This window comes from Paenibacillus sp. XY044 (genome assembly GCF_002257645.1).
Classification (GTDB): Bacteria; Bacillota; Bacilli; order Paenibacillales; family Paenibacillaceae; genus Paenibacillus_AQ.
Genome location: NZ_NQMO01000001.1, coordinates 1,445,082 through 1,471,608, shown reverse-complemented (window position 1 = coordinate 1,471,608; position 26,527 = coordinate 1,445,082). Strand labels below are relative to the sequence as shown.

Here is a 26,527-nt window from a genome sequence, read left to right as displayed (position 1 = left end):
GTCTCGAAAAATGCAGAACCTCTTGGCGGAACATGGCATTGATGCCTGACCGCATGGTATAGTGAAACGAAGAACAAGCAATGGAGTGTAGAACGAACATGAGTGAACAAAAATACCCAAAAAACAAACGACAGTCCCAAGCTGGGACTCATGTATATCGAAAGGATTCAGCTGCTCGCAAAGATTTTCGTAATAAAGAACCATTGAAACAGCAGCATGGCTCTACCCGCGAACATGCCGATGAACTTCGGACCGGTGACCGGATCGTCGTGACCATCAAGCGTTTGGGCATTAACGGTGAAGGTGTAGGTTATTATCGCCGGAAGGCGGTTTTCATCGATGGTGCGCTGGCCGGCGAAGTCGTCAAGGCTCAGGTGACCGAGGTGCAGCCTAAATTCATCAAAGCGCAGCTTACAGAGGTGGAGAAACGATCTCCCCACCGGATCGAACCTCCCTGCCCGGTCTTCGGGGTTTGCGGCGGCTGCCAGATTCAGCATATCGCGTACGAAGGACAGCTGCAGGCCAAAATGGACATTGTCCGCGAAGCGTTCAGCCGCTATGCCGGTCTCGACCAGCTCAAAATGAAGCCGATTCTGGGCATGGACCACCCTTGGGGATACCGCAACAAAGCTCAGCTGCAGGTGGAACGCCGGAACGGCGAGATCGTTGCCGGGCTGTATGAAGCCGACAGCCACAGCATTGTGGACATCAGCGGCTGCCCTATCCAGCATCCTAAGGTGAATGAGGCTGTGGAGAAGGTGAAATCGGTTCTGGAAGAACTGCGTATTCCGCTGGCGAAAGAAAACGGCAATAAAGAAGGCGTGCGTACAATCGTGGTGCGGCACGGTTTTCAATCCGACCAGCTGCAGGTGACTTTGGTTTCCGCGAACAGCAGCCTGCCGCGGCAGGACGACCTCATCCGTCTGCTCAGGCTGTCCATCGACGGATTGGCAGGGATCGCCTTAAACGTGAATCCGAAGCGGACCTCGCTGATCTTCGGCGACCGGACCCTCACCTTATGGGGGGCCGATTCGATGCAGGAATCCTTGAGCGATTTGGAATTCTCCTTATCGCCGCGAGCTTTCTTTCAGCTGAATCCGCAGCAGACCGTGAAGCTGTACGAAACGGTCCGGGCAGCGGCCGGTCTTACCGGCCGTGAGACGGTCATTGACGCTTACTGCGGCACCGGGACCATCGGTCTCTGGCTCGCCCCGCATGCCAAAGAAGTCCGCGGCATCGAGACGATCGCGGAAGCCGTGGAGGATGCCACGCGGAATGCCGAGCGCAACGGCCGTCATAACGCCAGCTTCCATGTTGGCGAAGCGGAGGATCTGCTCCCGCGATGGGTCAAAGCGGGACTTCGCCCCGACGTCATCGTCGCCGACCCGCCGCGGACCGGCCTGGACCGCCGCTTCCTGGAAACCGCGCTGAAAACGAAGCCAAAGCGTTTCGTCTACGTATCCTGCAATCCCTCCACGTTGGCCAAGGATTGCAAGGTACTGATCGATGGTGGTTACGAACTCCAGTGGGTACAGCCGGTGGACATGTTCCCGCAGACGAGCCATGTGGAGTGTTGTGCGCTGCTAGTTAGAAATAAAGAATAAACAGAAGGGTTCGAGAATTTGTAAAAGATTCTCGAACCCTTCTGCTTTAATTTTCGATACGATCATTGGACTGAAGCTCAGACATTCATGAACGTAGTTCCTAACGATTCATCCTCGAACTTCCCTTTCGCTCATGGTTTGGGGAATATGATATGATGAATTGGTAATCATCGGGATAACAATGAATGAATCCGATCCTTCGGAATATGGGAGTTGGTGATGGAAAGTGGAGTCCGTTACTAAAGAAGATCAAAACATGATCTATTTCGAACTACAAGAATATTGCGAAAAAGAGTTTGGATTCAACATCTTACAAGCAACTCGGATTAATAGAGGTTGGCTGAATCTTAAATGGAAAATGGAGACGAATCAAGGCACTTTTTTGTTGAAAGAATATAATCAAGTCAGATTTAAGTTGTCTGATTTAACTCAATTACAAACCACACTAGAAATACATCAAAAGCTGCACACTGAAGGAATTTCATGCCCAAGACTTCTGACCCATGCAGGACAGATACTGCATATAACTAACAATAATCGAAGATTTGTCATGATGGATTTCCGTGAAGGCGACGTTGTAAAACCAGGGAAGGTTAATGAAGAGCAAATTCATGATCTTGGTCGTCAAACAGGAAAAATGCATCGATTGTTAAATATGGAGCTTTCAATCCATAACCCCAAGCCCCAGTTCAATCCTCCAAGTAAAGAATCAAGATTGAGCCACTGGTATAATCTTTTTAGAGATGCGGAAATGGAAGATAAGCAATGGCTTCTGCCGTTTGTTGAACTTCAAATAAAAGCGACGGAAGCATTTGATTATGCTATGCTGACTGCCTGTGAAGGTGGCTTGGCCCATCGGGATTTATGGGTAGATAATATTCTTTTTCATGATAATCGACTATCAGCCATTTTAGACTTTGACCGTTTGAATTATGATTATCCTGAGCTTGATATTGCAAGAGCGATCATATCATGTTCCCTCTTCAATGATCATTTTCAATTAGGAAATGCAATGGCGTTTTTGAACGGATACCGAACGGAGCGTGATTTTCCTGCCGGGAATTTAGAAAGAGCATTGCGAATGCTTTGGTATATGGAAAGCACATGGTGGATCAACAACAATATGGACCAACACAGTGTCCCCCCTGCAAGGTTTGCTGAAGAGATGTTGTGGCTTTCGAAATCTCACCTCGAGTTGAAAGAGATGTTTGGGAGCATGTAGCGATACGATCGTAAATACGACAACAATTTAAGAAAGTGGTGTCACAATGGATTTTGAACAGGTCATGCAGGAGCTTGAAGCTCTCAGTAAGGAACGGCTCAAGAAGCAGTATATGTCCAATGGAGCGCACGAACCGCTGTTTGGCGTAGCGACGGGTGCCATGAAACCCATTGCCAAGAAAATCAAAATGGATCAACCACTGGCTGAGCAGCTGTACGCTACGGGAAACTACGACGCCATGTACTTTGCCGGCATCATTGCAGATCCGAAAGCGATGACCGGGGCCGATTTTGAGCGTTGGATTAAGGATGCATACTTTTATATGCTGTCCGATTACGTGGTGGCGGTTACCTTGGCGGAAACCGATATTGCCCAACAAGTCGCTGATCAATGGATCGTTAGCGGCGAGGAGCTAAAAATGTCTGCGGGATGGAGCTGCTATTGCTGGCTTCTAGGCAGTCGGCCGGACGCTCAGTTTGACGAAAGCAAACTCGCGAATATGCTGGAGACGGTGAATAAGACGATCCACGAATCTCCTGAACGAACCAAATCGGCGATGAATAATTTTATATACACCGTCGCCGTATCCTATCTGCCGCTCCATGAAAAGGCGGTCGAGACCGCAAAAACCGTCGGCCCGGTAGAAGTAAAACGGGATAATAAAAAAAGCAGTATTCTGCTCGCTTCCGAAAGCATTCAAAAAGCGGTGGACAAGCAGCAGCTTGGTTTTAAACGCAAATATGTAAGATGTTAAACGACCTGTCCGTATAACCTTTTTAAAATAAAAAGATGCACTTAGGGAGCACTTAGCTCCTTTAGTGCATCTTTTTGTGCGCTTTACTTGCCGCTCCACAGCTCCACTCTGGCTTTGACCAGCTCCGTGTATAACTGTTCCATCTTCACGGCGCCCGCATCGTCGAGCTCCTTCAGCATGCCGTCAAAGATCGCGTCGAACTGCTCCGGTTTCGCCAGAACGGCTTCCGGGATCCGTTTGCGGATAATATCCTGCGTTTTTTGGTAGATCACGTTATAATTGCCGTCCTGCGGAGCCGCAATATTCCAGGCAGCCCCCCAAGGCTTGACCGGAAATTCCTTACTCGATGGAAACAGGTCCTTCCAGGTGGTTGCTCCGTATGCCTTCAGGGTTTCCTTTTCCGGCTCGGTGTATGAGGCGATAATTTGTTCCGGGAAATTCGTCGTATAATAATTTCCTGTGGCGTCCTTAACGCCGTCGCCGTAATGGGCCGACATGTTGCCGTACAGACCGATCCCTGTCGTTTTCGTAAAATTGGCGTTATCGTTGACTTTCTTGTCCAAAACTTCCTTCGGGATCACCCGTTTGCCGTCCACGATGTTATAATCCTTGCCTTCAATCCCCCAGTTGATCAAGACCTGACCTTCATCAGATGCAAGGAAGTCGAGAAACTTGATCGCCCGTACGGGATCTTTGCACGCGGTCGTAATTCCAACGCCCCAGCCCGACATAAATCCGGTATCCTGGAAGTTATGATCCTTATACTCTTCCGACATGGTCACCGGGAAATGAGCGTAGGTGCGTTCCGCCTTCCCGCTGGACTTCAGGGCATTCTCTGCATCCGCATATCCCCATTTGGCGTCGATCAGACCGAGGACGCGGCCGCTGGCGATTTTGGATTTATACTGATCGCTCTTTTGGACAAACGTTTCTTTATCCAGCAGTCCCACATTGTACATATGGTTCAGCCAGCGGAAATATTCCTTTTCCTCCGGCCGCTTATAGTGCAGCTTGGCTTCAAAAGTGTCCGGATTAATGTAATATTCACCGTCGTCTTTGAGACCGGTGGCATACACCGCGGGGTTGGTGACCGTGATCATGATTCTCCAGTCATCGGCGTCCAAAGTTAACGGAATGGTCGGTTTGCCGTCAATCGTGGGATGCTTATCCTTATACTGCTGGAGAACGTTTTCAAAATCTTCGACGGTTCTGACTTTTGGATAACCCAGTTCCTTCAGCACCGCATTTTGGATTTCAAAGCCGCTGCCGGCGTCAAAGTCTTGCTGATCAACAGCTGCGTTGCTGGGTATGACATAGATGGATTTGTCGTCATTGCTGTAAGGCAGGCGGTTCATGTACTTGCCATATACCTTTTTCAAATTGGGCGCATACTTGTCAATCAAATCGGTCAGGTCGATCATGGCTCCGGCTTCCACCAATTTGTCGACATCCCCTTTGGCATAGATCAAATCAGGGAAATCCCCGCTCGCCGCCATCAAGGAAATTTTATCCGCACCCGCGCCGGATACGGCATACTCTGCGTTCAGGGTCACTCCTGTTTTTTTAGTGATCTCCTGCCCTACCTCATCCTGCATTTTGTTCCAGTTCGGGCTCGCGTCCGCCCCAAAAAACGAAAAGGTGATCGGGCTCGTATCGTCCGCTTTGGAATCCTGTGTGTTGCCGGAAGACGGTGCAGAATCGGCCGACTTGCCGCCCCCTGAACTGCTGCATCCTGCCGAGATGAGCAGCATGCTGGCAAGAAGTATTACCCCGAATTTTTTTCCAGCTGTACCTGTCATGTTCATCGTTCCCCCTTTTTTTCATAAAGAATGCGTTTGCAACATTCGGTTTGTAATGATTGCTTTAAACGCAGACCGCCCTTACAGTCGTTACTTTTGTAAAACGTTTTCGAATCATCCTCCAAAATCTTCTTTGCACATCCCTCCCCCACAAGTTTCCCGGTCAGGTCAACAACCATTGTAGCTCGCAATCTGCTGCCACACCTTGATTTTTATGTCGCGGTTATAGGATGATATAGACATCAATCGATACATTTTCGGGTGGGATCCTTCTTGAGTACCAACGTATACTTAAACTGGTTTACTTCCGACGAGCAGTTTCCTTTCTTCATCCAGTATGGTGGTCATGACGAAGACATGCAGCTTCATAAGCACATCGACTTTTCCGAGCTGGTGATCGTACTGAACGGACATGCTACGCATATCGTCAACAATGAAGCCTCTTTTATCAAAAAAGGCAACGTGTTTGTCATTAACGGCAGCACGCAGCATGCTTATAAAGATCCGTACGATTTTAAAATTTGCAACATCATGTTTAAACCCGAAATGCTGAAATATGTCGGCCCGGATTTAAGGGTGTCGCAAGGCTTTCAGGCGCTTTTTATTTTGGAACCGCTTTATCGCCATCTCCATCCGTATGAGAGCAAACTCAATATTCCGCTGTCCAATCTCGAACATGTGGCTTCGCTCATTTCCAATATGATTGACGAATACCACAATCGTCATCAAGGATACCAAACGATGCTGGCAGCGCGGTTTATGGAGCTTGCCGTTTACTTGTCCAGGCTGTATGAGCGCCAGGATCAGGGTGTCGAGAGCAATCTGATGCATCTGGCGAATGCGGTCTCTTATATTGAAGACCATTACCTGGAACCGGTCACCCTGGAGGAAATCGCGGATAAGTCCGGGATTTCAGTGCGGCACCTGAACCGGATCTTCCGGGCATATTATCTGACATCGCCCATAGCCTATCTTCAGCGGCTTCGCCTGGACCGGGCATGCATTCTGCTCAAACAGACCAACCTATCGATCACCGAAATTTCTTACGAATGCGGCTATAACGACAGCAATTATTTGACGCGCCAATTTAGAAAGACTTACGGCATGACACCCAAAGCATTCCGGAAAAGCGTGCAGCAATAACGGCTTGAATACCACCGTCAGCCAACCGGGTCATATTCAAACCAATCGTACGACGCAGGAGCGGGCTCCTCGTAGGCAGATGCCGCATACATCGCGATGAATATCCCCGTGAAGCCCCCGGCTACTTCCGTGGAAAGCAGGTGAGTCTCTCCGTAACCTACCTCTGTTAGCGCGGCTCCCGGTTGTCCGTAATAAAACACGAATTTTTCAGGCTGTGCCTCGATTTTCAATACCATCGGCCCTTCTGGACACGCATGTTCTTCTTCCACTTGCAAAGATCCGACGGTTCGCCGGAGCCGGATTTTTTTGATCCCATCCCTTGACGTAACGGCGAGATCATAGTGATACCTTTCATTCATATAAACGGTTAACCCTGCTTCCTCCTCATCACCGCCCGGTTCATAATCCATCGCTGCCGAAATATGGCAGGAGAAATGGCAAAGTCGGCGGCCAACAAACGCCGGTGAGCCGGTATCGGAAAGCGTCGTTTGATTTCCGCGAAGCTCCAGATATCCGGGTTGGCGTTGTAAGGACCAGCTGCCTGGCAAAGGATTGCGTAAAAAGGTCCATTCAAGATTAAGCTCCGATCCGTCAAAGTCATCTCTGACCGGCTTGTTGTCCCACAGAACGGCAGGTAGCTTCGGCGCTCCCATGACGGGATCGATGCGGCCGTTCGTTCCGATGATCGGCCAACCGTCCGTTGTCCAGGTCACCGGGGCAAGAAACACTTCCCGGCCAAGATGGTGGCGCATCGGATAAGAGGCTGGCCGGATTCCTAAACACACGGCCCACCAGCTTCCATCATGAGCTTGAATGAGATCGGCGTGACCCGTCGCGTGAATGGTACTTTTCAAGCTCCGGTTCGACAGAACCGGATTATGAGGGCAAGACTCATAAGGACCATAAGGATCGCTGCTTCTGGAGATCGTCACCATATGGCCGTACTCGGTCCCGCCTTCGGCGATCATTAAATAATAATGATCCCCAATTTTGTACAGATGCGGCGCCTCGGGATAAGCGCCTCCGGTTCCTTTCCAGATCAACCGGCTATCGGTAAGCATCTCACCGGTATCCTTATCGATCTCGCATTGATAAATACCGTCACCTTCGTCACCCGTTCGTGTCGATTGGAAATACACACGTCCGTCCTCATCGAAAAACAAGGATGGATCAATCCCGTTCTGCGCAACGGATATCGGATCGGACCAAGGGCCGGCGGGCTGCAGACTGGTCACATAAAAATTTCCGATCCCGCTAACATTTGTTGTTGTCATATAAAACATGCCGTCATGATAGCGAAGAGTCGGCGCATAGATGCCGCCTGAGCTTCCTGCATTAGCCAGTGGCAGCTGCTCCTCCGTTGTCAGGCAATGCCCGATTTGCTGCCAATGCACCAAATCCTTGCTGTGAAAAATAGGGACCCCCGGAAAATACTCGAACGTGCTTGTAACCAGATAGTAATCGTCGCCTACCCGGCAAATGCTGGGATCCGGATGAAACCCGGGAATGACGGGATTGGTATACTGCATCGATGCTCAGCTCCTAATCGTGATGATTCAATTGTTGGCTCCTAGAAACCGGTTACACCAGGCACTCCTATGTTCATCCGGCTCTGTCCCATATTTTAAACGGTAGCCTGGCGTCAAACCTTGATGATCAAGTCAGGAAAATAGCATGATCTAGACATTTAAGCCACATATACAAAATTTTCCCCCACCGCTTCTTGGATCGAGCAGTCTAAACAAAAAAAGCCCGCGGTCTGCGGACTTTTCAAAACGTCTTCATCGATTACGAGAACTCATTCAAATGCTCCGGTGTCCAGTTTTTTACACCGTTGTCTTCAATGATGCCCAATACGACATCCGAAATATCCGGGTCCGAGCTGAGCTGGTCCTGCACGCGGAACTTAATGTCATCGGCATCCGCAAGCGACAAACCGCTCCGAAGTTCGATCTTCGTATCCACATGATAGTAACGGCCCTCCTGAATAATCCGCAGACCGTTAATATCGGTGACGTCCTGATCGGACATGATGATGGACGACACCTTCTCCGCAACATCACGTGGGGCGGCCACACCGATTAATCCGACCATATTATCGTAGCCTACCCGGAAAGCCACGGCCACCATGAGCACACCGATGATCACGGTCACGATACCGTCCAGCGCTTTAAATGCCGTAAATGTCGTGACCACCACAGCGACGAGAGCCAGAAACGCACCGCTCACTGCAACCAAATCCTCGTAAAAGACGAGCCGCGTCGGAGGTGCTGAGCGCGATACGTGCTTGAATGCCATGGGAATTAATGAGATTCCGGACGCTTCGATCCTTGCTTCCCTGGCGATTTCTTTCATCACCTTAAACAAAATCGCCCCATCGATAATCAGATTCAGAATAAGTGCCCCTACGTTAATCCAAAAAGCTCCGCCCGCCTTGGCAGGATGATGAATCAAATGCCATCCTTCCCGGATCGTTTCATAGGCCATGACCGTCACGACAATGACGGCGACCATGCAGAAAATGTTGATGACACGACCAAAGCCAGTCGGAAATTTACGGCTTGGCCTTCTTTCCGCAAGCACGCTTCCGGCAAACACAAACCCCTGGTTTACACAGTCTGCCAGCGAGTGCATAGCCGAAGCAAACATCGCCCCGCTGCCGCTCAAAGCGGCTCCGACTCCCTTGGCTGCTGCGATGACTGCATTGCCGAGCATGGCGATCGCCGATGATTTGTTCCCTTTTTTGATGAGTGCAAGCCAATGTTCCCGTTCCTGCTGCTGTGCCATCCTTTGCCCCCTGCTCAGAATCCGACATGTTTGATCTTGTTCTTACGATGGGAAAAATAGCCGGGTTTTATGCAGCATAACGGAAAAAGGACGCAGTTATAGGTAATGGACAACTTCATGTGCAAAAAATGAAAAGCCCGCTATCAAGCGAGCTCTCGATAATGCCTTAATTTGCGCCGATCATAAGCCCGGTATCACCAGGATCCTGCAGCCAGATGGACGAGATCGCCCATTGGTCATCAGCAGGTCCAACCCCCTTCTCAATCGTGAGCATAGCTTTGCCCGTGCCTTCCACTCCTGCGGATGTCAGCAGCGGGTAATCGAAGGAGATTTGCACTTTGTCGTCCGACAATGTCTTGGTCGTCATGTTGGTGACCGTGCCCATATGAGGACTGGAACCCCCGGTAACCCAGAAATTGTCCTCAAACTGCTGTTTGGTTTTGGCCTGCAGCGCGGGAGTCATGACCGCGTACTGCATCGGTCCGCTGCGCTTCTGGACGCCGCGGATCCAGGTCTTGGCGGCATCCTCGGGCGTATCGGCCTGCAGTGCGTTCATGAAGCCGTTCACCTGCTGCGCCAGCTTGCTCGCCTCAGGCAAAGATACATGAATGCCGTCGCTTTTGTACGCCACTTCGCCTTTCAGCTGCTCCACGATCGCGCGCAGCGAGACCATGGCGGTTCCATTTTCAATCTTCAATTTCAGATAAGTATTGGCAAATTCCGCACCATTGATAAAAATCCGCGGGGCGGCCGACATCGCCAGCGCGGAGCCAGACAGGATCACAAATACCGAACATGCCGCAATCATCACCTTCAACCGTTTCTTCATGGATCATTCTCCTTTTTTTATACACGTCGCTCGAGACGTATTTCATATGTATAGATGTCATTTCTATTTTAGTAGAAGGAGAATGCAAGAAGGGTTACGTTCGGGTTACGATTCGGTTAATGAACCCTCACCAATGGCTCTGCGGATATCGTAATCGTTAATGTCGATATCCAGCTCGATGCCTTGCGCCAACTTAGCCAACTGATAGCCGATATAAGGCCCCATCGTCAATCCGGATGCGCCGAGCCCATTCGCCGCGAGCAGACCGCTCCAGCCCGGAACGGCACCAAGGACCGGCAGAAAATCGGAGGTAAACGGGCGGAATCCAACCCTGACTTCCTGAAAGATGCCGTCTGCCAATCCAGGCGCCAAGGTTAATCCTTTATTCAAAATCTCCTGCATGCCGCCTGCCGTAATGGTTGTATCGTAACCCTTCACTTCATTTTCATGAGTTGCTCCGATCACGATCTTCTGCTCGTCAAAAGCAAGCAAATATTGATCCGAGGGCGGCATGACGACGGGCCAAGCGCCTGTACCCTCACCATTCTTGAGCTGCAAGTGCATGATTTGTGCCTTTTGATAGCGGACGTTAAAGCGGACACCGAGCGGCTGCAGCAGTTGTCCCGCCCAGGCACCTGCGCAGACGATGGTACTGTCCGCTAAATACTCGTCCGATTCGACCGTTACCCCGATCACTCGGTTTCGATCAGCCCGAAGCTTCGCATCCCCGTGAATCACGACGGCCCCGTTCCTTTGGGCTGAGCGAATCAGAGCATCGCGCAGGGCTCGGCCGTCGACCCGGGCGGCGCCGCTGATCCGAACCGATTGATAGCCTCTCTCCAGCAGCGGAAAGCATTGATGGGTTTCTTCTTCAGAAAGCACGGTAATGCCGCCGATTTCCGGAGCATCCGCTTTACGCTGCATAGCCCGCTCCTCCATTTTTCGGATTTTCTCCGGATCCTGGTGAACGCTAAGGGCACCGACCATCGCATAGCCTGTTTGGGTCTCCCCCTCCCCCTCCAGTTCCTTGATTAACCCGGGGTAAAAGGCCGCGCCTGCCTTGGCGAGCCGATACCAAGCCTGATTGCGGCGCTGCGACAGCCATGGACAAATGATGCCTGCGGCAGCATCCGTCGCCTGTCCTGGATCCTTGCGGTCGATCAGTAAGACTTCCGCGCCCATTTTTGCCAGCTGATAGGCCGTCGATGCACCAAGGATGCCTGATCCGATGATGATATATTTCTTCATGATTAAATTCCTTTCCTGATGCCTGTCACCCCATTATAGCGAACACTTCTCTAATTGAGGAAATTCGAACCTAAACTTAGGCTCCCTGAATGTACCCTTACAAGTATTTTTTGAAGCCTTTGCTGACAGAACCGTCATATCCTTCTCTTTCGAAAAATTGATGGGCTCTTAATCTTTTGGAATGACTCAGCAGCATGATTTTATGACAATTCAAAGACCGGCAGTATTCTTCAGCGTATTGTAATAGGGATTGGCCGATATTTCGGCTGCGGTGGTCCTCATGAACGACGATGTTCTCGATCACTCCATACGGCCTCGTTCCATGCATTGCTTGCAGACAGATATTCAGCGTAAGCGTCCCTAGCAATGCTCCCCCTTCTTCATAGACCAGTACAAAATTGAAAGGGTCCATTCTAATTTTATCGATTTGCTCTTCCAGCACGTTCATTTTTTTGCTGTTCGGAACCAGCATCCTGTACAGGCTGCTCAGCTGTTCCTTATCTTTACCTTCCGCTTCACGAATCATGATATCGTATTCCTCCAATCGATCTGACGGCTCTATGATCCTCTTTGATCGACTATATTTCGATGCCCGGCACCGCGAAACCTGCATTAGCATGGATGCCCCTCATCATCGCGATCGTCTCGCTGCGTTCCTTTAAGCCTTACCATCAACAGCCACAAGGTCATATTTTCATTGGAAGCCCGCATACACCATATAGGAGAGAAGTCATGGAAATGGAGGGCAAGGAATGAAGGAAGAGAACGGCTGGTTCCGGTTGGAATCGGCGTCCCAGCAGAACGGCGCTACCCCTCAAGCCAGCAATGCAGCGAACCATCAACCAGGTCCCGCGGATCAAAATGCGGGGAACCAGAGGCCACATAAAGAAAACCAGTCCTTACCATGGGCAAAAGATTTGCCTGCTGTTATGCACTCGCAGACGGTTGGCGAACGAGGACCCGTTCTGGAACAGGATAACATTTTGCATGAAACGCTGGAAACCTTTGTACATACAAAAATCATTGAGCGCCCTGTTCACGTGAAAGGCTTTGGCGCATTCGGTTACTTTGAGACAGTCAATGCCATGGCCGACTATACGATGCTCAGTTTCTTGCAGACGCCCGGTCAGCAAGTTCCGGTAACGGTGCGCTTTTCCCTTGCGGTCAGTACAAAAGGCACGCCGGATACTTCCCGGAATGTGCGGGGATTTTCCACCAAATTTTACACGGAGCAGGGAGTATTTGATTTGTTACGCAATCATATCCCCGTCTTTTTGGTTCGTGATGCCGTCCGGTTCCCGGAATCGATCAAGGCCTTTCTCCCCTCGCCGAAAAACAATCTGATCGATCCCGAACGCTTCTGGAGCTTTGTGGCCAGGGCGCCGGAATCCACCCATTTTCTCGTCTGGCTCTACTCCGACGTAGGCACGGTGAAGAGTCTCCGCCATATCAAGGGTCACAGCGTGAGCACTTACACTTGGAAAAATGCGAAGGGCGTACGCACCTATGTAAAATACCACTGGATGCCTTTAGCCGGTGAGCAGTACATCGATCGGCAGGAGGCGGCCCGGTTGGCTGGTGAAAACCCGGACATTGCCGGCCAGGATCTGTACGATACCATTGCCGCGGGCAAGACCGTGGAATACGGGCTGTATGTGCAGCTGATGAATCCCGATGATGCGGCACATCTTCCGTTCGACCCCTTGGATGATACGAAAGTGTGGGACCAACAGCAGTATCCTCTTCGTCCGGTCGGCCGCCTCGTTCTGAACCGCAATACGGATAATTATATGGGGCAGGTGGAGAAAATTGCCTTTTCCCCATCCAATCTTTTGGAGGGCGCCGAATTGTCGGATGATAAAATGCTGCAGGGCCGCGCCAACATTTATTGGGATTCCCAGCGCAGGCGGTTAGGTCCCGGTTTTCGCAGCATTCCGATCAACCACCAGGAGGATTGGTCCCCGGCTTCCTTAGTGACCAGCGGAGACGGAAGATACGTGGAGGGCAAGCTCGTACGAACCGAAATATCCAAACCGGACAATTTTACCCAAGCCGGAGAGTTTTACCGCGCCATTTCACCATCGCAGCAGGAGCATTTGGTGGATAACTTGGCTGCCGATCTGAAAGCAATATCCCATGAAACGCAGCGCATCGTTTTAAGTTACCTATATCAAGCATCTACGGAGCTTGGTGAAAGGGTTGCACGGCACATCGGGTTGAAGGATAACGGATGAAGCCGAAATAGGAAACATTTCGAAGGTAAACGAGTCATTCGGGCTTGCAAATCGGAGGCGGGATGCCTTCTTTAACGTGTCCCATCTCTTTTTTGTCTTGAAGCGCATTTCGGCTCCACTTGCTTCTTAGCTCAGAAAATGGCTGATGGCGGCACTAAGGCCGCCATCAGCGATCATCACTATAATCGTTAAAGATTGCACCGTTCTACTTTGTCTTTGCCCTTTATTAGAGCGATCTTTCGTACCAATAGCCGGGCGAGCGGCGGTCCAGACGCATCAAGGCTTCGAGGAAAAAATAATCGCCCCAAATGACAAAATCGTCCGGCGAAATCCCCCCTCTGACAAAGTAGGAACCGTGCCGCAAAAATCCCTCTTCAGCCGTGCTGCCGGCCGAGAAGTAACCGTTCGCCATGGAGATGACGGACTGCTCCGCAAACTCCTGAAAAGAAGCGAGCTCAGGGTCCGATTCATCCAAATGTTCCGCCAGCTCCAATATTCCGCATGCCGCAATCGCCGAGGCGGAGCTGTCTCGCGGTTCGCCCTCCTGCCGGGGGGCGTCAAAATCCCAGAAAGCCACAAGATCCTCGGGAACCTGATCCATGAAATAACGGGCCAGTTGCTTGGCCGTGTCCAAAAAATAAGGCTCCTTCATATACCGGTAGGCCAGCGCAAAACCGTAAATGCCCCAAGCCTGGCCACGGGACCAGGTAGATCCATCCTTGTAGCCCTGATGCGTGCCGCCCCGGATCGAATCTCCCGTTTGCGGGTCGAAGTAGAACGTATGATAAGATGATCCGTCCCCGCGTACCAGAAATCTCCTGCTCTTGTCCGCATGAATACGGGCGATCTCGGCATATTGAGGATCCCCGGTCTGCTCGGAAGCCCAATACAGAAGCGGAAGATTCATCAGGCAGTCGATAATGATGCGCCCGCCGTTATCCGGATCCCCTTCCGGACCCCAAGCCTGAATGATTTGTGCGGACGGCCTCCATCGTTTCAAGAGCAGGTCGGCTGCCCGCAGAGCGGTTTGCCTGGCATTCTCATCCCGTTCGACAATCCACCCTGCCATGGCTGACAGAGAGTACAGGAAACCGATATCGTGGTGCTGCAGGTGGCTTTCCTGCTGCAGTCTCTCCTGAAAAGAACGGACGCTTTGGACCGCAGCGCGATGGATGTCCGGATCTTTGCCGTACTCGTAACTCAACCACAAAATGCCGGCCCAGAAACCTTCCGTCCAATCGGTATGGTTCACCAGCTGATATTTACCGTCCCCATGGCTGACATGCGGAAATTGACCTTGAAAGCGGGCGATATTGGCTTTGGTGGTGATCAGCGTTTGCTCGATCGTTGTGCTCCAGTTCATAACAACCTCCTGAAAAAATGAATGAGTGAGGGTTTCGTATGGGATCTTCGAACATAAGCCCCTTATAAAAATGCATTTTGCTGAATCGGCAGTACGCTTGGATGCCTGCCTACTTCGGTTCGACTTCATCCAGCGTCAAGCGGAACGCCAAATCCTTCATGTACGTACCGTCCGAATTCAGGAAGGTCATGCCAAAGAGAAGGTCTCCCCGTGTCCCGCGAACGATGGCGATCAGCCGGTTCAACCCGCCCTTCAGGATCGTTTCCTGGTTGGGCTTGGCGACCCTTTCGCCGTTTATATAGATCTCGAACCATGCTTCGGTATTTACGCGGAGCTGTCCCTGCCGCTTCTCATGTTCCTCCCCGGGCACCAGGACGAAACAGCTTAGAAACCATGGCGTTTCACCAGCTTCCGCAATGCGAAGCATCCCGTCTTGAGCGCGCCGTTCTTTTTTCTGCATCCATCCGTACAAGCCTTCGCCCAAATTGTTCAGCGAAAATTCGGGATCCGTGTGGTAAGCTTTCATCGCTTCGTAATCGACATGCGGCGGACACGGCAGGGCCATCACCGATTCCACGGCCCATTGCGCATCCCCCTTCTCGCTCCTCAGCAAGTTGTCATCGTAGGAAGCTCCAAGATTGGCGAACAGGCGCGAATACAAGCGCAGCGCCTTATCGCTGCCGGGATCGGGCAGCAGCTGGGAGCATAGGATGGTCCCATAGCCGGTTTGAGCTTCGATCACGAACGCCCCAGCAGATTCGGCTTTAATACGATTAAGCTCCACAAGCGCCAATCGGCTGTATTCCGCGGTATAGCCGTTTACGAAATAATCCTTCCATGCGGTTCCTTCTATACTGCGGCACAGCACCTCCGTGCCGGGTGCTTCGATCTTGTGGGTGGCCAGCACCCGGTTGACCACATCGCGCGGCGACAAGAATACCTTGTCGAAGCCAAACAAGTCAACCGGGCTGATGCCGCGCATGGCGGCGTTATCACTCGCCGCCAAGTGATATGCCTCGTGCGGCGTCACCCGCACGGGGCGGTCCAGCAGGCGCGCCAGCGCTACCTGCTGCGGATCCTCCGCCGGCAGGACGAGCACGCGTCCGCCGGCTTCGGCATGGCGCCGGACGGCCTCGGCCGCTCCCGGCGCCTCAAGCAGGCAGGCTTCGGCCACCAGCAGGCCGAAGTCCTGCCCGGGAGGCATGGCGGCACGCCGGCCATGCCCGTCTGCGTCCGGCGCTGGGGCGATGCCGGGCTCCGGACCCCCTGGCGCGGCGGCTGCGCCCGCCGGCGCGAGGAACGGCGCTGCTTCGCCAAGCGCCGTATAGTTCAGCCGCAGCTTGTCGAGGAAAGCTGCGGCCGGTCCGCCGGAGCGCACCAGCGCGACCGTGCGGGCGGAAACGCCTGCGCCCGCTTCATCCGCGCGGCCGGCGTAGGCGAGCATGTTCCGCAGCAGCAGGCAGGCCTGCGGAACGCGCGCGACGTTCGCCATCAGATCCAGCTGGCTCGCGATAAACATGCCTGCGCCGCTGCGGTATTCGATCAGCGGCGACCACAAATCTCCGCCGTCTCCGAAATCGCCGGCGCCGCATTCCAGCAGCAGCGTGAAATCGCCGATAACCGGTTTTTCAAAGGCCGCATGAATGATCGGCAGCGGTCCTTCTTCCTGCAGCTCCTCATGCCAAAACATCAAATCCTCGTCACCAAACCCCTGCAGGATGGGATGGTTGTAACTGCCTGCATGCGCGCGAAAGAAGGGTCTGCGCGACAGCGTTAGCTTGCCGAGCGACAGCTGGTTTTGCTCCAGCAGGATGAGACGGCCTCCGCGTTCAACGAATGCCTTCAGCAGCATCTCCAGCTTACTGTCCGCATCCTCCGCATAGGTGCCGATGATGAGTAAGCTGCCCGCGGACAGATTGGGCAAGCTTTCCCACTCTATTCTTCCGCATTCAGGAATCATCCGGCGGATGGTGTCATATTCGCCGGCCGGTCCCCAAAAGAATGCTTCCCGGTCGACTTCCACCGCCAGGCTGCGCAGCCTGGCGGAAACCAATCTGTATTCGATATGCAGCTCATGCACAAGCTTCCCGCCATGCGTCAGCTTCGCTGTCAGCTCAGCCCTTTGTTCAGTATCCACGGCCTCCGGCATCCATTGCATTCGGATGAGTTGGTGCTCGGCCGGGGCTTGACGGAAGTCAAAGCTTTGCGCGTATACGAGCCTGTCTTCCTGCCTGACCTCGCATTCCACCCGGACATCCTGCGCGGCAAGCGTATCGTTGTACACGTCGAAGCTGCGGTGGATAGGGGCATCATCATAAAAGCAGCGATTGTATTCGGCCGCGATGATGGTAGCCGGCTTGAACGCCTCGGCCATGATCTCAAAGGCTGGATTCGGCGAATAGGACGGGTAGTCCTCAGGCAGCAAACCATTATTTAAGGTCAGCGAATAGGCCGGGATCCGCTTCGGCTTTACACCGGGTTGGCCGAGATCGGTTGGCGGTAGAATCACGTCGCGGTCAGGCATAGCCCGCATAAAATAATGGGCGAAGTTGAATGTCGAAATGCTGGACACCTCTTGGCGCCGCGCGTATTCTACAAACAGCCGCTCCTTCTCGGCAATTCCGGCCGTGCTCTCATCCGTCCCGCGGTATGCCCGGAGGCCGACGTACATGCTGCTGTTCTGCGGGCAGATGTACCACCATCCGCCATGCTCACCGAACGTCAGCGGAACGGCACGGTCCCACTGGCCGATCGTGCCGTCGATATTATAATGGCGGCTCTCCACCTCCGTATCTTCTTTCGACAGAAGACGGTTGTCTCCTTCAGCAAGAATCGGGCGGGTCGGATCCAGCTCGCGGATGGCCGCCATCAATCCGGGGATATGCGTTTTGAAACCGTCGCGCCCGTCGACCCAGCGCATCTCGTTCTGCACGCTCCACAGGATGACGGACGGATGGTTTTTGTCCCGCTGCACGAGGCGGCGTACATGGTTCCGGCAGTTTTCCAGGTAAGCCGGATGGTCCGCCTGCATCGATTTGCCGGAGCCGTATATCGCCGTTTCATCCACGATGAGCATGCCTTCTTCATCGGCGATCCGCACATAGTCCTCAGGGTAGGGCTCGGCATGCAGCCGGATGCTGTTCACGCCGACCGAGCGGCACATCCGGTACCAGTTCCGGATATACGCTTCGGTCTGCTGCACCCCTCCTTGAAAATGCCACGAATCTCCACGCAGATTAACCGGAATACCGTTCAGGACAAACTGCGGTCCCTCGCACCAAAACTCCCGGAAGCCGAACGGTACATGGGAGCTGTCGATGACGCGCTCATCCACCATCAGCTCAAGCTCCGCCCGGTAGAGGAACGGGGAATCCGGGCTCCACCAGTGGGCGTCCTGCCAATCCATTTCGAAGGAGGCAAGGTATGCCGTCCCGTTCGATTCGTTTTCGCATAACGTTAGAACCCGGTTATCGGCACTGTTAGCAGGAAGGGCCGCTGCACTTGCCACAAGAACCGGGCTTGGATCCGGCGGAGTCGAAGTTGATTGAGCATGATGCGGATGAAGCTCATCCTCACGCAGCACGCCAAGTTCCCGTACGACAAGCCTGACCTGAACCGTACCCTGCTCCATCTCAGTAGGTCCTCCGACAACCGCTCGCACCTGCAGTTTCCCTTCCCGGAAAGACGTCCGAATGTTGACGTCCTCCAGCGACAACTCCGGATAGCTCTCCAAGTAAACGTCCTGCCATATGCCGCGGCTAACGGTGCCGAACCAGGAACCGGTAAGTCCGGTTACTTTTTGCGTTCCGGATGGTAGGGTCACGCGGTCAACCCCCCCGCAAACGACGTGCAGGTGATGTTCACGATCCGGCTGCACCCGGGATGTAATATCCAGCCTCAGCGGAAGATACCCGTCTTCCCACACGGCGATTTCCTCCCGGTCCAAATAGATGACAGCCTTCTGCATGATGCCGTCCAGGCGCAGCACGATCCGCTGCCCGGCCATGCGATCCGGAAGCCGGAAGCTCCGGTGCAGCACGCCCGCCTCAGCGGCGTCCCATTCCTTCGGATAATCGTAGAGGTCCATTGGGACGTATTCGTAATCAGGGATGTCGCCGAACAATCGGCCGTTTCCCTGCTTATAGGTCCGCCTCCAACTGGATGGGACTTGAACCTTATGCTGATCGTACACGATATTTCCTGGCAGGCGTCGGCACCGGGGCTGATCGTACAGCGGCATGAAATCCCATTCTCCGTTCAGGCATAACGAGTCACGCATGTTGTGCCCCCCTTCTTTCGGACGGGGAGCGTAACTCAAGCACAAGCATCAGCTTGCGCCAAATGTCCTGTCCTTCAGGAGCCGCCTCCCACTTGATAAAATGCGGTTCCATCACCTCGGCCCAGTTTTCGGGCTTCAGCATTGTTTTCAACCGGCCTTCATAGGGCGGAGGCGTGAGCGTCTCCGGCAGCTCGGAATAGAAAAACAACAGGTTTTCATGCATGCCGATGATGCCGTACTTATCGCCGTCTCCGGGCTTTTCCTCCTGATATTGATAATGGTAATACACATATCTTGCCATTTGTTCCGGCCTTAGCAGAGCCATTCTTCCGTACGGCGTGCGGTCATGGTGGGCACGGGCCCACTGCGGATTTGAAACGGGGCGCTGGTAATGAAAAATATCCGTCATCGGCACCCAGCGTCTTCCCGGTGCGCCTCCCGGCCACTCCGCAAGCCGCTGTCCGGTTTCAATCAACAAGCATTCCGGGGGAACCGGCTCGCTCAGACATTCATAATAAAGAAACAGCTGTTCTCGATCGGCAAAAAGGCTTAGATTGTCGACCTGCAGCCGGTTCATTGCTTCAGCAAGCGAAAGCTCTCTCTCTCGGGCTCGAAAAAATGAGCGAGGACTGCCCTCACCGTTCCAAACGGCTCGAAATATACTTCGAATCATGTTGTCCCTCCTCGGGGCGGTTTTTGGTTATGTCATGGTAAATTCCGTGAATAGCGATTATCCATGAATATCACTGCTGCTCAGTTTTAGCACGATTATGCCATGCAAGATATACGGTATTGTCCGGTGAATTGCATTGAACCACTAGGTTAGGCACCGGACAGGGAATCGTAAAAGCGCCCCCTCCATTCAGGGAGAGAGCGCCGAAGAGAACTTACAACTCCAGGAAAGCTTTAAGGCACCACTGAGAAACGGATATCGTCGAACAGCATGTAATCGAATCCACCCACATAGAAACCGACCTTTCCGGTAGGTTTGTGACCCGGATCGGTGCCGGACAGTCTCAGCTCTCCGTTCACATAGAGCTGGATGTCGCCGTCTTTGACGACCGTCTTGACGTTGTATTCGGTATCCGGCTGCAGGTCTTGTACGAGCAGTGCCTCTTCCTTGATCTTCTGCCATGCAGTGTCGTACAGCATCCAAGCCGAGGTGCCGTCGGCCCTTGTTTTGTAACCGATCCGGGTGGAACCGGCGGCGTCCTGGCGGTCAAAAATGTACATAACTCCGTCGTTCGGCATAACGGAAGGCGTCTTCAGCTTGAATTCAAGCTGATAGGACGAGAAGTCTCGATCCAACAAGCCGGTGGCGCCGTTTACAATTTTATAGCGGTGGTTCCCGTCCGGATCGGCGGCAATGCTGCGGTTGGGGTCGACAGGCCACCCGTTTCCTCCGGATTCAAAGTCGGTCTCATGCATCACATTCGAGACTGTAACTGTCATGTCCGCCTTAATCATCGGGTTAACCTTGGAGACGGCCGTAATAACCGTCTCGCCCTCGTATACGGCGCTGACGATGCCTGTATCGTTCACTTCCGCGACGGCCGGATTGGCCGATTGCCAGGTCACATCTGAATCCGGCGTATCCGCGGGATCAAATTCCAGCTGGAGCTGCCTGCTCTCTCCGGCAGCCAGCCGAACCTGGCTTTCCGCCGGAATGATGCCGGCCAGATCGGTGTTCAGCGCCTTAAACTGGATGTCATCGAACATCATGTCGCTGACGTTGTTAACATAGAAACCGACCTGACCCTCCGCGTTGTGCCCTGGATCGGTGCCCTTCAGCCGGAAGTGGCCGTTCACATACAAGCTGATGTCGCCGCCTTTAACGAGCATTTTGACCGCATATTCCGTGCCCGGCTTCAAATCATGCTCAGGCATCTTGACCTCTTTCAAGACGGTCCACGCCGAGTTGTACAGCAGCCAGGAAGAAGTGCCATCCGCCCGTGTCTTGTACCCGATGCGGCTCGATCCGCTGCCTGCCTGACGGTCGAAAATGTATAATGTGGCGTTATCACCCAGAGTTTCCGGCGTCTTCAGCGTAAAGCTCAGCTCATAATCGGAGAACTTTTTGCTGCTCAGCGCGGACGCGCCGTTCAGTAATTTGTACCAACGGTTTTCATCCACTTTCACGATGCTCCGGTTGGCGTCCACGGGCCATCCATTTGCGCCGGATTCGAAATCGGTGTAGTCCATAATGCCGTCGCCGGCTTCAACGGTTACATTGACTGAAGCCGTCAACTGCGGATTTTCCACAGATGCCACAGTGATCACGGTTTGGCCGACAGACTGTCCGGTAATAACACCTGCGTTATCGACCGTTGCGATCCCGAGATTGGCGGATGTGAAAGACAGAGCCGGATGATCTGCATTCCATGGCAGGACCGCGGTTTGCAGTTTGACCGTTTTCCAGCGGTCCACCGTAACTTCCTCGCTATAGACGGCAACCCCCTGAACAGGATGGCTGTCCTCCCCGGTGCTCGTACCGGCTCTGCCGTTGATACCGATCTCACCGAACGGGATCTTAGGAAAGCCTGGTATGGCGCTGAATACGGCGGCATCCGGCCGCATCGTCAAATCTCCGCCCGCCAGATCCACAAAACCCGGATCCTCCGTCGTAACGAAGTTATTGGCATACTGAATCAGCCCGAATTTGTCATAAGCTCCGTTGGCATTGGTCGTCGTGCTGCGCGGAATGGTCGGGTTGTAGATGACATTCCCCTGGAACGTGTTCGTATCGGGATAATAGCGGTTTTCCGTAAAGAAGTTGGCCAGCTCGGGATACTTCGTCAAATAAGGCGTTCCGACAAAATCGTTGTTTGCGGCGAACAACGCCTGCCATTTCGGCATGTAGTTTTTCGGGATTTGATTGTCCGGCTGATCCCCAAGGTAGATGTCCGCGTAATCATACGGAACCTTGCTGTCCACAAAAATATTGTTGCGGGCCTGGATATGCGCGCCTCCGTTGTTCTTGATCGCCGAGTTGCCCATTTTATAGAAAATGTTTTCGTCGATCTGGAGCCCCATGGTGAAATTGTCGGGATAGACGCCCTCCACACCGGCCTTGCTTTCTCCAATATTGTGAAAATAGTTCCTTCGGATGACGGTCCCCCGCTGCTGTGGAGTTTCGCCTGCGTTCATGTAGATCGCCCCAAGATCTGAGAAGGTTTTGCAGACATCGTATATATTGTTATACTCCACGACATGGTCGTTGCCGAAAACCAGCACACCGGGATGAGGCGCGTCATGCAGTTCGTTATGCACCATACGGTTGCCGACACCGGAAAGAAGAACGCCGGGATTGTATGCTTTATGGTAATAAGCAAAATCATGAATATGCGAATTTTCCACGACGTTGTTTCCCGGCTGGAGCGTCGTCTTATCACCGCCCGTCAGCGTGACCGCCGTCCCGCCGATATGGTGGATGTGCGTGCTGACGATAGCATGGTCGGTTCCCGGCACGCCCTGAAAATCATTGTAATAAAATCGGCTCTGCGTATTGACCAGCACGCCGCTGTTCGTGAAATTGCGGATTTCGCTGTTCATGATACGTACGTGGCTGCCACCCATAATGACCGCTGCCGAGTCGCGCCCATCTTCCATGACCAGTTCGGAGATGTCGATGTACGAAGCGTTCAGCGCATTGATCATCGGCGTTTTCAGCATCGTAACCTCGATCGTCGGGTTCGCCGCTGTAAATTCGGCGTTCGGCAAAAGATACAGCTTCCCCGCCTGACGGTCGATATAGTACTCGCCCGGCATATCGATTTCTTCCAGCAGGTTTTGCGCAAAATGAAAATCCGGATACCAGTTTTTGAGCAAACCGCTCATCTCTCCGTAACGGAGGGTGATGGTTTTGGCAGTCGTGTCAATGGAGGCGATTTTGTTGTAGGACCATTCCCAGCTGTAGCCGAAAATTCCGTCCAGCCAAATATCGTCCGCCTGGGTCCAGTACTGTGGCCGGTCATACGTATAGGAAAAGGTTCCTCCGCGCGTATGTACCTCCCCGTTCGGATCCTTCCGCGTCGGGCCCGGATCGATGATCTCATCCATTTGTACCGTCCCTTGGTTCGGCCATCTCGCCAAGGTCATGCCCTGTCCATTGACGTACAGTTCCATCGGCGGAACTTTGCTCAGATCGTTGGCAAGAAAGTACCCGTGGCGGCTCAGCTCGCCGTAATCGGTAATCCCAAGGCCGGCCAAGTCGGCCACCAGCACTTTTTCTCTCGCCTCGGGGCTGATGATACGGTTCAATATGATTGGGTCGGTGACCTGCGCGAATGCGGATTTATCCAGTCGCTTCGATCCGGACAAGACCACCTTCTCACCTGGATAAGCCGTATACTTGATCGGCTTCCCGGCTTCGCCGGAGTCCTGCTGGTTCAAATCGAAGCTGGAGGATCGTTCATACCGCCCTTCCCGCAGGTATACCGTCACGCCGCCGGCGGGCAGGCCATCCTCTGCTTTCAGCTTGCGGACGGCGTCTCTTGCCTTCTCCAGCGTTTTAAACGGATGGTTTTTGGAACCGTTATTCGTATCACTGCCGTTCGTGGCTACATAAAGCGACTTTCCCGTTGGTTTGGCGACGGCTTCATCCGCTGCAGCGGGCGGCGGAGTGGGGTTAAACGTGATCAGCACGATGGCCGCGAGTACCGCGAGCAACCGTTTTTTTGCCATGGCTTCTCTTTCCTTTCAGCATGGAATAGGGACGGCCTCGGTCCCGTCGTATGCTTCCAATGAAGCCGTCCATGACAGCAGGTTTCTCCCCGTTATCCGTGCGCCGCTTGTGCTTCTATACTTTCCAATGTACTTCCTGTACTTCTTACTTTTTCAACCCCTTGTCTTTCAGGAATTGTTCGAACTGTTTCTTCACCTCCTCCACGTACTTATCTTCGCCCGCTTCTTTCAGCTTGCCGTAGAGCACGGGCCAAGTTTCGTCAAAATCTAGCGTCCCGGTCACGAGGCCACGCTTGTATTCGCCCCAAACGGCGTTCAGGTTGGCGATTTCGGTGCTGACCGGCTCCGAATTAAATTTGAAGGCGCCGACCGGATTGATTTCGGCCGTTACGTTGATCTTCTTCGTTTCTTCCCAGACGTTCTCCGGCTGGCCTTCTTTCAGGTAGGAATTGAATACGCTGCCGAACACCCAGTCCATATTCGGCTTATAGCGGGAATCCGGGAGGGCGCTAATGTATTCGCCGGTCTGCTTCTCGTAATGAACGCCTTCCAGGCCGTTGCAGAGCAGATTGTACAATTCCTTGTCGGTGTTCACGAGATTTAGCAGCATCATCGCCCGGTCCGGGTTCGGCGAAGTGCGGCTGATCGATTGGTTGGTGGTGGCCGAGTAGCCGTTGGAGAACCAGTTACTGATTGGGATGATAACCACGTCGTGACCGCCGTTCCTTGCTTTGATTTCGGCTTCGACGCCCGGTTTCAGGACGATGTGGTAATCCACCGCGATCTTGCCTTTGAAGTCGCCCGATTTGACGGTAGCCGCGTCCTTGTAAATATAGCCTTCCTTGTACCATTTGCTGGCCAGGCGGAAATTGTTCAGCTCTTCTTCAGGATAACGGTAGAGCGTATACGTCGGGTCATCCGTTTTGATGTAGAAGTGGTCATCGAGTCCCGGCACGATCCAGTATTTGTCGTCGTGCACCTGCGGGTTGATGAAATCGGTGCCGAACACGCCGAACGGGATCATATCCGGTTCGTTATCCTTGATCTGCTTCAGGAACGGTTCAATATCCTCGATCTTTTTAATCTTCGAGGTGTCAAGTTTGTACTTGTCGGCAAGCTCCTTCAGCACGATAAATCCGTAGCGGGAACCGTTGATTTGCTGGTTGGGGATGCCGTAAATCTTCCCGTCGACGGAAAGACCGTCCCACATTACCTGCGGCACATCGGATTTCAGTTCCGGCGCGTATTGGTTCAGCAGATCGTCGAGCGGCTGTATGGCCCCTTTACGAACCAGCTCCTCCGGCTTCAGCATGTAGCCGGTCCAGAGTATGTCGAACTTCTCGCCCGCCGCAAGCACGGTGTTCATTTTCTGCACATAATCGCCAATCGAGACCGGCATCAGCTTGACGGTGGCGTTGATTTTTTCTTTGACGATTTTGTTGACTTCGTCCTGTACCTTCTGCTGATCGGGCTGAAGCTGAGACAGCGGATAATACCAGGTCAACTCGACGGGCTTGAGACCGCTTTCGTTTTTCGCATCGGTCGTTCCGGCCGACTCTCCGCCGCCGTCCGCGCTTTTTCCGCCGCCGCATCCGGCAAGGACGGTCGCTGCCAGCAGAATAAACGCCAGCACGCCAAACCACTTTTTCTTCATGTGTGTGACCTCCTGTTTTTATAATCGTTGTTTGTATGTTAACCCTTGAGGGAGCCAACCGTAAGCCCTTTCACGAAAAACCGCTGGAAGAACGGGAAGATGACCAGCATCGGCCCTCCGGCCAGCACCGCGATCGCCATCCGGGCGGAATTGTTCGGAAAGCTCGCCAGGTCGATGCCCAGCTGCGACGCAAACTCGGTATTCGTCGTGATGAATTCAATGCTGTTCAGCGTCCGGACCAGCAGCAGCTGCAGCGGTACCTTGCCCGGATCGTCAATGTAGAGCATCGCATTAAACCAGTCGTTCCAATAGGAGAACGAGATCAGCAGGCCTAATGTGGCCAAGGCCGGCGTGGACAATGGAAGAATGAGGCGAAAGAAAATCCGGAACTCCCTCGCCCCGTCCATTTTCGCCGATTCGATGATTTCCAGCGGAATTTTGGACATGAATCCCTTCATGACCATGATGTTGAACGGTGACAGCAGCACTGGCAGAATGAGTGCCAGCAGGCTGTCTTTCAGGTGCAGGTACTGGGTCATGAGGATGTAAGAAGGAACGAGTCCCCCGCTGAACAGCATCGTGAAAAATACGTAAAAGGTCGTCATCCGGTTATAGCGGTAATCCGGCCGGGAAATGACGTAAGCGGTCATCGCGGTCAACAGCAGACCGACGAGCGATCCGATCACCGTCACGGTGATCGTAACCCCGTATGCCTTGATCATCACATCCGGGGCATCCAGCAGATAGCGGTATGACTCCAGACTGAACGATTTCGGGATGAATTGATATCCGTCCCGGGACAATGCTTTTTCGTCCGTGAGCGACACGGCAATGACGAGCAGAAACGGCAGCACGACCAAGATGGACAGGATGATAAACAACAGGTTGATCAATACTTTGGACAGCTCAAATGTTTTAGTCACCTTTA

Annotated in this window: 17 protein-coding genes; 5 read left to right on the top strand and 12 right to left on the bottom strand. The window is 53.1% G+C overall.

Translation table 11 applies throughout. The features are described from left to right. Positions 1-98: 98 nt before the first annotated feature. From rlmD to CJP46_RS06770, 3 genes are all read left to right on the top strand, one after another. Positions 99-1,604, top strand: coding sequence for a 23S rRNA (uracil(1939)-C(5))-methyltransferase RlmD (gene rlmD, locus CJP46_RS06780; protein ID WP_094594791.1), 1,506 nt, complete (start codon positions 99-101; stop codon positions 1,602-1,604). A 256-nt stretch (positions 1,605-1,860) separates the two neighbouring features. After that, the gene (locus CJP46_RS06775; protein ID WP_094594790.1) at positions 1,861-2,826 is read left to right on the top strand and encodes a phosphotransferase; all 966 of its coding nucleotides are present in this window, start codon (positions 1,861-1,863) and stop codon (positions 2,824-2,826) included. A gap of 46 nt (positions 2,827-2,872) precedes the next feature. Beyond that, entirely contained in the window at positions 2,873-3,580 is a 708-nt protein-coding gene (locus tag CJP46_RS06770) for a DNA alkylation repair protein (RefSeq protein WP_094594789.1), read from the top strand. A gap of 83 nt (positions 3,581-3,663) precedes the next feature. On the opposite strand, the gene CJP46_RS06765 is transcribed toward CJP46_RS06770, so the two are convergent. Next, positions 3,664-5,379 (bottom strand): ABC transporter substrate-binding protein, encoded by a 1,716-nt coding sequence (locus tag CJP46_RS06765; RefSeq protein WP_094594788.1) that lies wholly within the window; start codon positions 5,377-5,379, stop codon positions 3,664-3,666. 273 nt (positions 5,380-5,652) lie between these two features. On the opposite strand from CJP46_RS06765, the gene CJP46_RS06760 reads away from it, so the two are divergent. Next, positions 5,653-6,522: an AraC family transcriptional regulator gene (locus tag CJP46_RS06760; protein WP_256992215.1), complete on the top strand. Its 870-nt coding sequence runs from the start codon at positions 5,653-5,655 to the stop codon at positions 6,520-6,522. A 17-nt stretch (positions 6,523-6,539) separates the two neighbouring features. Here the strand turns inward: CJP46_RS06760 and CJP46_RS06755 are convergent, their stop codons facing one another. The 5 genes from CJP46_RS06755 to CJP46_RS06735 all read right to left on the bottom strand — a co-directional run bounded on the left by CJP46_RS06755 (position 6,540) and on the right by CJP46_RS06735 (position 11,912). Next, complete coding sequence (locus tag CJP46_RS06755; RefSeq protein WP_094594787.1) at positions 6,540-8,051, bottom strand: glycoside hydrolase family 43 protein; 1,512 nt, start codon at positions 8,049-8,051, stop codon at positions 6,540-6,542. Positions 8,052-8,310: 259 nt separating this feature from the next. Continuing rightward, positions 8,311-9,309, bottom strand: a complete 999-nt coding sequence (locus CJP46_RS06750) for a cation diffusion facilitator family transporter (RefSeq protein WP_094594786.1) — start codon at positions 9,307-9,309, stop codon at positions 8,311-8,313. Between the two features lie 166 nt (positions 9,310-9,475). Next, complete coding sequence (locus CJP46_RS06745) at positions 9,476-10,138, bottom strand: hypothetical protein (protein ID WP_094594785.1); 663 nt, start codon at positions 10,136-10,138, stop codon at positions 9,476-9,478. A 105-nt stretch (positions 10,139-10,243) separates the two neighbouring features. Next, positions 10,244-11,386, bottom strand: coding sequence for an NAD(P)/FAD-dependent oxidoreductase (locus tag CJP46_RS06740; RefSeq protein ID WP_094594784.1), 1,143 nt, complete (start codon positions 11,384-11,386; stop codon positions 10,244-10,246). Between the two features lie 97 nt (positions 11,387-11,483). After that, positions 11,484-11,912 carry a GNAT family N-acetyltransferase gene (locus CJP46_RS06735; RefSeq protein ID WP_179281054.1) on the bottom strand — a complete coding sequence of 143 codons (429 nt, stop codon included), beginning with the start codon at positions 11,910-11,912 and terminating at the stop codon, positions 11,484-11,486. Positions 11,913-12,315: 403 nt separating this feature from the next. On the opposite strand from CJP46_RS06735, the gene CJP46_RS06730 reads away from it, so the two are divergent. Next, the gene (locus CJP46_RS06730) at positions 12,316-13,620 is read left to right on the top strand and encodes a catalase (RefSeq protein WP_256992256.1); all 1,305 of its coding nucleotides are present in this window, start codon (positions 12,316-12,318) and stop codon (positions 13,618-13,620) included. A gap of 226 nt (positions 13,621-13,846) precedes the next feature. On the opposite strand, the gene CJP46_RS06725 is transcribed toward CJP46_RS06730, so the two are convergent. The 6 genes from CJP46_RS06725 to CJP46_RS06700 form a co-directional block, all read right to left on the bottom strand. After that, positions 13,847-14,983, bottom strand: coding sequence for a glycoside hydrolase family 88 protein (locus CJP46_RS06725; RefSeq protein ID WP_094594781.1), 1,137 nt, complete (start codon positions 14,981-14,983; stop codon positions 13,847-13,849). Positions 14,984-15,092: 109 nt separating this feature from the next. Then, complete coding sequence (locus CJP46_RS06720) at positions 15,093-19,262, bottom strand: glycoside hydrolase family 2 protein (protein ID WP_094594780.1); 4,170 nt, start codon at positions 19,260-19,262, stop codon at positions 15,093-15,095. Then, on the bottom strand, positions 19,255-19,935 hold the full coding sequence (locus CJP46_RS06715) for a hypothetical protein (protein WP_094594779.1): 681 nt from the start codon (positions 19,933-19,935) through the stop codon (positions 19,255-19,257). Before CJP46_RS06715 ends, CJP46_RS06720 begins: the two co-directional genes overlap by 8 nt. A 233-nt stretch (positions 19,936-20,168) precedes the next feature. After that, positions 20,169-23,945 (bottom strand): Ig-like domain-containing protein, encoded by a 3,777-nt coding sequence (locus CJP46_RS06710; RefSeq protein ID WP_094594778.1) that lies wholly within the window; start codon positions 23,943-23,945, stop codon positions 20,169-20,171. A gap of 145 nt (positions 23,946-24,090) precedes the next feature. Then, on the bottom strand, positions 24,091-25,599 hold the full coding sequence (locus CJP46_RS06705) for an ABC transporter substrate-binding protein (protein WP_094594777.1): 1,509 nt from the start codon (positions 25,597-25,599) through the stop codon (positions 24,091-24,093). A gap of 38 nt (positions 25,600-25,637) precedes the next feature. Next, positions 25,638-26,522: a carbohydrate ABC transporter permease gene (locus CJP46_RS06700; RefSeq protein ID WP_094594776.1), complete on the bottom strand. Its 885-nt coding sequence runs from the start codon at positions 26,520-26,522 to the stop codon at positions 25,638-25,640. Between the last annotated feature and the right edge of the window lie 5 nt (positions 26,523-26,527).